The sequence below is a fragment of the Leisingera sp. G5_S3_59_S7 genome (genome assembly GCF_054968485.1).
In genome coordinates this window covers 63,523-73,003 of sequence record NZ_JBQKUH010000018.1, presented here as the reverse complement: position 1 = coordinate 73,003, position 9,481 = coordinate 63,523, and the positions used below count along the sequence as shown (strand labels likewise).

Annotated in this window: 7 protein-coding genes; 1 reads left to right on the top strand and 6 read right to left on the bottom strand. The window is 63.5% G+C overall.

Features of this window, described 5'->3' with window-relative positions; all coding sequences use genetic code 11:
- The 6 genes from ACTRWG_RS10405 to miaA form a co-directional block, all read right to left on the bottom strand.
- On the bottom strand, window positions 1-2,066 hold a 2,066-nt coding region (locus tag ACTRWG_RS10405; RefSeq protein ID WP_462829294.1), incomplete at its 3' end, for a dipeptide ABC transporter ATP-binding protein.
- Window positions 2,067-2,167: 101 nt separating this feature from the next.
- The gene (locus ACTRWG_RS10400; RefSeq protein ID WP_027237441.1) at window positions 2,168-3,382 is read right to left on the bottom strand and encodes an ABC transporter permease; all 1,215 of its coding nucleotides are present in this window, start codon (window positions 3,380-3,382) and stop codon (window positions 2,168-2,170) included.
- A gap of 15 nt (window positions 3,383-3,397) precedes the next feature.
- Window positions 3,398-4,450: an ABC transporter permease gene (locus tag ACTRWG_RS10395; RefSeq protein ID WP_027237442.1), complete on the bottom strand. Its 1,053-nt coding sequence runs from the start codon at window positions 4,448-4,450 to the stop codon at window positions 3,398-3,400.
- A gap of 122 nt (window positions 4,451-4,572) precedes the next feature.
- Window positions 4,573-6,237, bottom strand: coding sequence for an ABC transporter substrate-binding protein (locus ACTRWG_RS10390; RefSeq protein ID WP_462829293.1), 1,665 nt, complete (start codon window positions 6,235-6,237; stop codon window positions 4,573-4,575).
- A gap of 304 nt (window positions 6,238-6,541) precedes the next feature.
- Entirely contained in the window at window positions 6,542-7,354 is an 813-nt protein-coding gene (locus ACTRWG_RS10385) for an AraC family transcriptional regulator (protein WP_462829292.1), read from the bottom strand.
- Window positions 7,355-7,482: 128 nt separating this feature from the next.
- Window positions 7,483-8,343, bottom strand: coding sequence for a tRNA (adenosine(37)-N6)-dimethylallyltransferase MiaA (gene miaA, locus ACTRWG_RS10380; RefSeq protein ID WP_027237445.1), 861 nt, complete (start codon window positions 8,341-8,343; stop codon window positions 7,483-7,485).
- A gap of 128 nt (window positions 8,344-8,471) precedes the next feature.
- Between miaA and pyrH the strand changes: the two genes are divergently transcribed.
- Complete coding sequence (gene pyrH, locus ACTRWG_RS10375) at window positions 8,472-9,221, top strand: UMP kinase (protein WP_027237446.1); 750 nt, start codon at window positions 8,472-8,474, stop codon at window positions 9,219-9,221.
- Window positions 9,222-9,481 lie beyond the last annotated feature (260 nt).

Genomic DNA, 9,481 nt, shown 5'->3' with positions numbered 1-9,481 from the left:
GGAGTCATCCGCTCAAGCACCTCGTCGCTGAGGTGGCATTTTACCTGATGCCCGCCGCCCAGCTGGCGCACCGGCGGCACGTCGCGCTCGCACAATCCGCCCGGCACTTCGGACTTCCAGCGGCAGCGGGTCTGGAACGGGCAGCCCGGGGGCGGGTTCATCGCCGAAGGGATGTCGCCCTCCAGCACGATGTGCTCCTTCTCGACCGAGGTATCGGCAATCGGCACCGCCGACAGCAAGGCTTCGGTATAGGGATGGTAGGGCGGCGAGAACACCTGGTCGGTGGTGCCCAGCTCCACCACATGGCCGAGATACATCACCATCACCCGGTCCGACAGATAGCGCACGATCGACAGGTCGTGGGAGATGAACAGCAGCGTGGTCTTTTCCTTGCGCTGGATCTCCATCAGGAGGTCGGTGACAGCGGCCTGCACTGACACATCCAGCGCCGAGACGGGCTCGTCGGCCACCACGATGCGGGCGCCGCCGGCAAAGGCGCGGGCGATGCCGACGCGCTGTTTCTGGCCGCCGGAGAGCTGCCGCGGCATCCGGTCGGCAAAGGCGCGCGGCAGTTTCACCAGGTCGAGCAGCTCCAGCATCTTTTTGCGCCGCTCCGCCTCGGAATTGCCGATGCCGAAGATCTCCAGCGCCCGCATGATCTGGCGGCCCACTGTCATCGACGGGTTCAGCGTGTCGAACGGGTTCTGGAACACCATCTGAACGTCGGACACTGTCTTGGTATCGCGCTCCTCGATCGGGATCTGCTCAATATTGCGGTTGTCGAGCAGGATCTGGCCCTCGGTTGCGGTTTCCAGCCCCATCAGCACCTTGGCAAAGGTGGATTTGCCGCAGCCGGATTCGCCGACGATGGCCAGGGTTTCGGATTCGCGCGCCTCAAAGCTCAGCGTCTCGTTGGCCTTCACCACCTTTTTCTCGCCGCCGCCGAACAGCGCATTTGCGGCCACCTCATAGTATTTCTTTAGGTTCTCCATCTTGAGAACGACATTGCCGGGCGCGGTCTTTTCCTTCTGATCGGCCAGGGTCAGCGGCGCGTTCCAGTCGATCTCTTCGAACCGCAGGCAGCGGGTCTCGTGGCGGTCATTGCCCTGCACCGGCCGCATCGGGATGATCTGGTCGGCATCGCAGCGGCCCTCTTCGAAATAGTCGCAGCGGGGGCCGAAGTTGCAGCCGGGCGGGCGCTCGTGGGGCAGGGGGAAGTTGCCCGGGATTGCCACCAGGGGGCGCGCGTTCTTGTCGGCGCCGGGCAGCGGGATCGAACGGAACAGCGCCTGGGTGTAGGGGTGCTGCATCTCGTCGAAAACGTCGTGGATCGAGCCGCGCTCCACCGCCTCGCCCGAATACATCACGCAGAGGCGGTCGCAGGTTTCCAGAACCAGGCCGAGGTTGTGGCTGATGAACAGCATTGACGTGCCGTATTTCTTGCCCAGGTCCTTGACCAGCTCGACCACCGCGGCCTCCACCGTCACGTCGAGCGCGGTGGTGGGCTCATCAAGGATCAGCAGAGAGGGTTTCGACATCAGCGCCATTGCGATCACGATGCGCTGCTGCTGGCCGCCCGACAGCTGGTGCGGGAAGGAGTTCAGCATCCGCTCCGGGTCCGGCAGGCGCACGTCGCTGACCACTTCCAGGGCGCGCTGATAGGCCTCCTTTTCACTGACGCCCTCGTGGATCATCGGCACTTCCATCAGCTGCTTGCCGATCTTCATCGCCGGGTTCAGCGAGGCCATCGGCTCCTGGTAGATCATTGCGATCTCATTGCCGCGGATGTCGCGCAGCTCTTCGGCGCTCATCTCGGCCAGGTCGCGGCCCTTGAACTTGATGGTGCCGCCGACAACGCGGCCGTTCTTGCCGAGGTCCTGCATCACCCCCAGCGCAACGGTGGATTTTCCGCAGCCGGATTCGCCGACCAGGCCCACGGCCTCGCCCGGCTGCACTGCCACGGAGAAGTCCATCACCGCCGGAATTTCGCGCAGGCGCGTGAAGAAGGAGATCGACAGCTTGTCGATTTCCAGGATCGGGCCTTCATAGTCTGCCATTTTGATCATTTTTTATCTCCCTGTTGAGGCTGGAAGGAACGGGATCCCTTTCATCTGGCCTCAAATATCCCGGGGGTCCGGGGGCTGGCCCCCGGTCCCGCCGGTTTGGATCAGTCTTTCAGGCTCTCTTCGCGCAGTCCGTCGGCCAGCAGGTTCAAGCCAAGAACCAGCGTCAGCAGCGCAAAGGCAGGCGGCAGGGCCGGGTGCAGGTAGATCGACAGCAGCTTGCGGCCGTCATTGATCGTGGAACCCCAGTCCGGGCTTTCCGGCGGCAGGCCAAGGCCGAAGAAACCCAGGGTGCCCAGCAGGATGGTAGTGTAGCCGATGCGCAGGCAGAAATCGACGATCAGCGGCCCGCGGGCGTTTGGCAGGATCTCCCACAGCATGATGTACCAGGGGCCCTCGCCGCGGGTCTGGGCGGCGGCCACATAGTCGCGGGTCTTGATGTCCAGGGTCAGGCCGCGGACGATGCGGAACACCGTGGGCGAATTGACAAAGACAACTGAGACGAACACCACGAGGATACCGCCGGGGATGTCGAAGAGGTCCATGGCCGGGGGAAGGCCCCAGATGGAATACTCCGGCGTGTTGATCAGGTAGCCGCCATTGGAGACCAGCTGCAGATAGAACCAGATGATGGTCCCGAGCACCACAGGCAGCAGCCAGTTGCGCAGCTTGGGGCGGGTGTAATAGCGCGAGTTCAGCAGCACCCCGACAAAGATGATCGGGAAGATAAACAGAACGATCGCCATGTAGTTCGGCACGCCGGTGTCCACGATTTCAGGTGTGACCAGCAGGTAGAACAGCAGGATCACCGGGAAGGCCAGGATCAGGTTCGCCGCAAAGGACAGGACCGTGTCCAGCTTGCCGCCGTAATAGCCCGCAGGCAGGCCCAGGGTGATCCCCACCATAAAGGCAAAGACCGCGGCCATCGGGGCGATCTTGATGACTTCCCAGGCGCCCTTCACCAGACGGCTGAAAACGTCGCGGGCCAGGTTGTCGCCGCCCAGCAGGTAGTACTCGTACTCGCCTTCTCCGGCGCCGCGCACCGGGGTGCCGGGCAGCTTGTTCTTCATGCCCGAGACCTGGGTCAGCGGATCATGGGTCACGATCATATCCATCGCGCCGTAGATGCCGGTGAACACCCAGAACATCACCAGCCCGAAGCCGATCATGCCGATGGGGCTGTCAAACAGCTTGCCGTACAGGCCGAGCCGCCGCTTGAAGCCGATTGAGAGTGCAAACAGGATCACCATCGAAATCCAGACCGGCGACAGCTGGTAGATGATCCGCAGGGCGATTTCAAAAAAACCAAGAGGTTCCATGCTCAGCTGCCTTCCTTAAGAGATCCGGATACGCGGGTTCAGGTACACATAGCCGATGTCGGAAATCAGCTGGGTGACCAGCACCACGACAACTGAGACCACGGAGACGGCCAGCAGCAGTTCGATGTCGTTGTTGCCTGCGGCTTCCACCAGCACCCAGCCGAAGCCCTTGTAGTTGAACAGGGTTTCGACGATTACCACGCCGTTCAGCAGCCACGGGAACTGCAGCATGATGACGGTGAAGGGGGCGATCAGCGCGTTGCGCAGCGCGTGCTTCAGAACGATGTTGTGAAAGCTCACCCCCTTGAGGCGGGCAGTGCGGATATATTGCGCGGTCATCACCTCGGTCATCGAGGCCCGGGTCATCCGGGCGATGTAGCCCATGCCGTAAAGCGCAATGGTCAGAACCGGCAGGAAGAAGTTTTCGAAGTTCGGATTGTCCATCGCCGACGTGGCGGTGCCCTTGAACCATTTCAGGCCGACGGTCGACGATGTGAAGACAGCGATGAAGATCACGCCGGAGACATATTCGGGCGTCGCCGTGGTCAGGATCGACGCGGTCGACAGGCTGCGGTCGGTCACCGAGCCCTCGCGCATCCCGGCCAGAACGCCGATGATCAGCGCCGAGGGCACCATCAGCACCAGCACCCAGAACATCAGCAGGCCGGTGTTGCCAAGACGTTCGGAGATGATGTCGGAGACTTCGTCCTTGAACCGTGTCGAGTAGCCCCAGTCGCCTTGCAGAATGCCGCAGAACGTCGGCGCTTCGGCGGCTTGTTCGGCACTGACGGTACCGGTGATGCAGCGGCCGGTGATGCCCTTCTCGGTCTCGTGGGTCCAGCCGGGCAGCACACCCAGCCACTGGCCGTATTTCGAGATCATCGGGCCGCCATAACCGTTTGCATCCAGCCAGCTGGCCACAGCCTCATCCGACATCCGGAAGTTGCCCTGGGTTTTGGCGAGTTTCTCGAGGTTAGGGTAGAGGTTCGTCAGGAAAAACACGATGAACGTCAGGCACAGGGCCGTCAGCAGCATCACGCCCGAGCGTCGGAGAATGAAAAGTCCCATGGGGTCCCCTGTCAGTCTGGCGGATCGGACCCGGTTGCAGGCGCGGGTCTCTTATCGTCTTAGCTGGAGTGCACCGCCCCGGGCGGGGCGGTGCAGGAGGCCGGAGCGGCGCCGGGAGCCTTTTAGGCGGCCCAGCCCCACTTGTAGTGGTGATGCTCGAAGGCGATATGCATGTCGGCACCGGCGACACCTTCGCGCAGGTGGCGGTACAGCGAGCGCCAGTAAGGCTGGATGGTGACGCCTTCTTCCTGGATCAGGGCTTCGCCCTTGGCGGCGATTTCGCGGCGCTTGTCAGCGTCGGCGATCGACAGGGCGTCAGCCAGCAGCGCGTCGAACTCGGGGTTGGACCAGCCGAATTCGTTCCAGGCCTCGCCCGATTTATAGGCCAGTGCCCAGATCTGGACACCCAGCGGGCGGTGGTTCCAGTTGGTGGAGCTGAACGGGTACTTCACCCAGTCGTTCCAGAAGGTCGAGCCCGGCAGAACGGTCCGCTTCACCTTGAAGCCCGCATCACGCAGCTGCGCGGCCACCGCGTCGGTGGTGTTGCGGCGCCAGTCGTCGTCGATGGACAGCAGCTCGTGCTCAAAGTCCATCATCCCGGCTTCTTCCATCAGCGCGCGGGCGGCTTCCGGATCGGCCTTCAGCGGCGGCAGTTCGGCATACTCCGGATGGATCGGGCCGACATGGTGGTTTTCGGCAGGCTCGCCGCGGCCGCCATAGCCCAGTTCCAGGCAGACAGCGTTGTCGACCGCCATCTGGATCGCCTTGCGGACGCGCTTGTCGGCATAGACCTTCTTGCCGTCGATCTCTGCCAGCTGGTTCGGGCGGATCACCAGGGTCGCCATGGTGACCACTTCGGATTTCTGGTAGCCGAGGCCATCCAGAACGTCGATGAATTCACCAACGGATTCATGCAGCATGTCGACTTCGTCGGATTCCAGCGCCGCCATCCATGACGACGGGTCGGTGCCGAAGTCGATGTATTCGATGCGGTCCAGGGCCGGCTTGCCGAAGACGGACTCGCCCCACCATGCATGGTCGGCGTTGCGTTCCAGCGTCGCTTTCACGCCCACTTCCAGCTCGGTCAGCAGGTAAGGGCCGGTGCCCACATTGGCGAGGAAGTCGTCGGTCTGGTAGCTGGAATGCACGATGGCCGCCGGATAGTCGGACATGCCGGCAATCAGCGAGATGTCGGAGGACGGCAGGTTCAGCTTCACGGTATGGCTGTCGACCACCTCAATGCCGCCGTCCACGGCCTGGCCGGAGGCTTCGTCGATCAGGGTGCCGAAACGGCCGGCCATCGAGTTGCCTTCAACCGACTTGTCGCACCAGCCGGCGATGTTGCGGGCCACGTCCTCGGCGGTGAAGTCGTCGCCGTTGCTCCACTTGACGCCCTGGCGGACGTTCAGCGTGTAGACGGTGGCGTCTTCGTTGATTTCCCAGCTTTCCAGCAGCATCGGGCTGAACGAGCCGTCGTTGCTGTACTCAACCAGGTATTCCAGGGTGCCGCGGGTCTGGTTGCCCATTTCCGACCAGTCATAGGTGCGCGGATCTTTCAGCGGGCGCACGCTCATCTGCACGCGCAGGGTGCCGCCTTCCTGCATGCCCTCGGCAGCTTTGGCCGGGGCGGCCATGCCAATCATGCCATAGGCAGCGGTTGCTGTGACGCCCAGGGCGGTGGCGCGGGTCAGGAACTCGCGGCGGTCGAGCTTGCCTTCGAGCACTTCCTTGGCGTGCATCTTGGCGGCCCAGTGCACCGGTGCTCCGGTCATGGTGTCGTTGGTCATTTAGGTCTCCCTGTTGTAGCGTTTGATCTTAATTATCTCGCGAAACGGCTATCGGCTCAGCGGCTGGCTGAGCGTCGCGTGAAGCACGTTTTGGATTAAAGTTTCCCCATAGCTGCATTCGGACAGAGATATGCCGTTTCGTCAATGCACAGTTTCGCCGTTTCACCGCAGAAATACGACATTTGCGGCGTCGTTTTTCTCAAATGAAATGGCATGCGGCCGCATACTGTTCAAAACTGCCCAGTAACGGGTGGCGATTTCGGGCCCGGGCGGCACACATTCGAGAATCTGCTGGCGGATCAACCTATTGGGTTTTCGCGCGTGCTGTTTTGCGCAAGGCGCTAGGGGGCCGGCCGGTGTGCTGGCTGATGAATCTGGTGAAATAGGCGGCGCTGCCGAAACCCAGCCGCGCGGCGATGTCGCGAATGGGCAAGTCGGAGGCGATCAGCAGGGTGCGTGCGGAGTGCAGCTGGCGCTCGGTCAGCAGGGCGGCGGCGGTCTTGCCTGTCTCGGCCTTGCAGACCCGGGTCAGGTGGGTGGGGGTCACCTTCAGCGCTGCGGCGTGGTCCGCCATTGTGGCCTGATGGTCCTGCAGACCGGCCACGCGCTGGCAATAGGCCTGGCACAGGCGCTGCGCCGCAGTCTGCCGCGCCGGCCTGCCGTCCGCGTCCAGCTGGCGGCGCAGGGAAATGGCGGCCAGCCCGCAATACGCCTGAACGGCGCGGCGCCAGAACGGCCCCTGGCCGGCCTGCTCGCGGCTGATCGCCTCGAAGAGGGTGGTCAGCCCGGCCTGCGCCTGCAGGCTGGTAAAGCGCTTGTGGCAGGACGATTCGGGAAGGGGCGGCATCAGCGGGCCGGTCATGGTCAGAACCTGGCCAAGGCACTGGCGCGTGAATTCCGCCGACCACAGCGTGCCGGCCGGGATAAAGATAGCGCTGTGCGGCCCGAAGCCGCGCTGCCCGCCGTTGAGGCAGATCCGGCCCTGTCCGCGGGTGATCCAGATCAGAAGGTGCTCGCGGCGGCTGTGCGACAGCGCGGTTTGCCAGGCGCCGCCCGGGCTGAGGCTGGGCAAAGGGGCGGCATGAATGTCGCCGGAAAAATCTGGATCAAATGGCATCTGTTGCCTTGGGCGGTAAAAAAAGATTTGCCGCAACAGGCCAGAAAACGCTGATTCTGGCAAGTTTCCGCCGGAAAAAGCGGAAACTGAGTGGTATTTTAATGACCCGCCTGCCAGGCGGTGTCTGTTTATGGCAGTGCCACCTGCAGCCAGTCCTTCATCCGGGCGCGGAACCAGCTGCGCTGGCGCTTGGCAAACTGCCGGGTGGAGATGGCGGCGCGCTCTTCTGCCTCCGCCAGCGTGAGTTGGCCCCGGGCATAGGCCGTCAGCTCCGGCACCCCGATTGCCTTGCAGGAGGGCAGGGCGGGGTCATAGCGGTCCCGCATCGCCTCAATCTCTGCCATCGCCCCCTGGTCCAGCATCAGGCCGAACCGCTGGCGGATACGGGCCTCCAGCCAAGCCTTGTCCGAATTCAGAACCATTGCCGTGCAGCGGGACGGCGGCAGCGCCGGGGCTGGGGTGTCGTCCTGCCAGCTGGCCAGCGGCCGTCCGGTGGCCTTCAGCACCTCCCAGGCGCGCTGCACCCGGGCGCGGTTTTGCAGGTCGATGCGGCTGGCGGTCCTGGGGTCAAGCTCTGCCCGCAGCACCTCAAGCGGCAAGGCGTCGGCCTCCGCCCGTACTGCGGCCGGCGTGGGCGGGATGTCAGCCATACCCTCGGTCAGGGCGGTAAAGTAAAGACCGGTGCCGCCAACGATAATCGGCCGCTCCGGCCCGTCCAGCAGCGGCAGCACCTCGCGGAGCCAATGCCCGGCGGAATATTCCGCGTCATACGCCACGTGGCCGTACAGCGCGTGCGGCGCCCGGGCTTCTTCCTCCGGCGAGGGGCGGGCGGTGATCACCCGCCAGCAGTCATAGACCTGGCTGGCATCGGCGTTGACAATAACACCGCCTTGGCGTGCGGCGATTTCAAGCGCCAGCGCGGACTTGCCGGAGGCGGTGGGGCCTGCAATCAGCACAGGCAGATCCGGGTCGGTGTCGGGCAGCTTCATGCGGGTGTGATCCGTCTCTAAGGCCAGTTCCGCAAATCTCGGCGGAAACCGCGCTGCGCGGATTGAAACCGGCAGCGAATTACTCCATTTTGCGCGCAAATTAACCCTCACATCTTCTGGAGCGCAACATGCCTCAACCGCAAGACAAGCCGGAGCTGGATCCGGCCGCCGCCTATAAACGCGTCATGCTGAAAATTTCCGGCGAGGCATTGATGGGCGACCAGGGGTTCGGCCTGCACCCGCCGACCGTTCAGCGCATCGCCCGCGAGGTAAAGTCTGTGCAGGAAATGGGCGTCGAGATCTGCATGGTGATCGGCGGCGGCAACATCTTCCGCGGCCTCTCGGGTTCCGCTCAGGGGATGGAGCGCACCACCGCAGACTACATGGGGATGCTGGCCACGGTGATGAATGCGCTGGCGATGCAGTCGGCGCTGGAAGGCTTGGGTGTGTTCACCCGGGTGATCTCGGCGATCCGCATGGATGAGGTGGCAGAACCCTATATCCGCCGCCGCGCCGTGCGCCATCTGGAGAAGAAGCGGGTGTGCATTTTTGCGGCGGGCACCGGCAACCCTTATTTCACCACTGATACCGCTGCGACCCTGCGCGCCAATGAAATGGCGTGCGAGGCGATCTTCATGGGCAAGAACGGCGTCGACGGTGTCTATGACAAGGACCCCAAGGAGCACCCGGATGCGGTCCGTTATGACGAGATCAGCTACGACGATGTGTTTGCCAAGCGGCTGAAGGTGATGGATGCCTCCGCCATCGCGCTGGCCCGCGACAACAACCTGCCGCTGATCGTGTTCCCGCTGGATGAGCCGGGCGGTTTCCGCGGCATTCTGTCGGGCAAGGGCACCTACACCAAGGTGCAGGGTTAAGCGCCTGCCGCATTGAGAGGATCCGGACTCGGGCCAAAGGCAAGGCCCGCGTCTTTTCCGAGCTGCCGGACGGAAGCCTGCGCGCCGGAGGCCGCGGGCCGCATTCTGTCCGCGCCCTGCCGCTGCAACAGCAGGAAAAACCCGGCGGGCGGGCTATTTGCATGAATGCGGGCGCAGGCGCCGGAGCACCGCTTTGCGCGGGATGTTGCGGCAAATCCCCCGCATGATCGCTATACATCAGCCTTCCAATGGCTTATGAG

Coding starts and splice junctions, on each gene's coding strand:
- ACTRWG_RS10400 (WP_027237441.1), bottom strand. CDS start 3,382: ATGGAACCTCTTGGTTTTTTTGAAATCGCCCTGCGGATCATCTACCAG.
- ACTRWG_RS10395 (WP_027237442.1), bottom strand. CDS start 4,450: ATGGGACTTTTCATTCTCCGACGCTCGGGCGTGATGCTGCTGACGGCC.
- ACTRWG_RS10390 (WP_462829293.1), bottom strand. CDS start 6,237: ATGACCAACGACACCATGACCGGAGCACCGGTGCACTGGGCCGCCAAG.
- ACTRWG_RS10385 (WP_462829292.1), bottom strand. CDS start 7,354: ATGCCATTTGATCCAGATTTTTCCGGCGACATTCATGCCGCCCCTTTG.
- miaA (WP_027237445.1), bottom strand. CDS start 8,343: ATGAAGCTGCCCGACACCGACCCGGATCTGCCTGTGCTGATTGCAGGC.
- pyrH (WP_027237446.1), top strand. CDS start 8,472: ATGCCTCAACCGCAAGACAAGCCGGAGCTGGATCCGGCCGCCGCCTAT.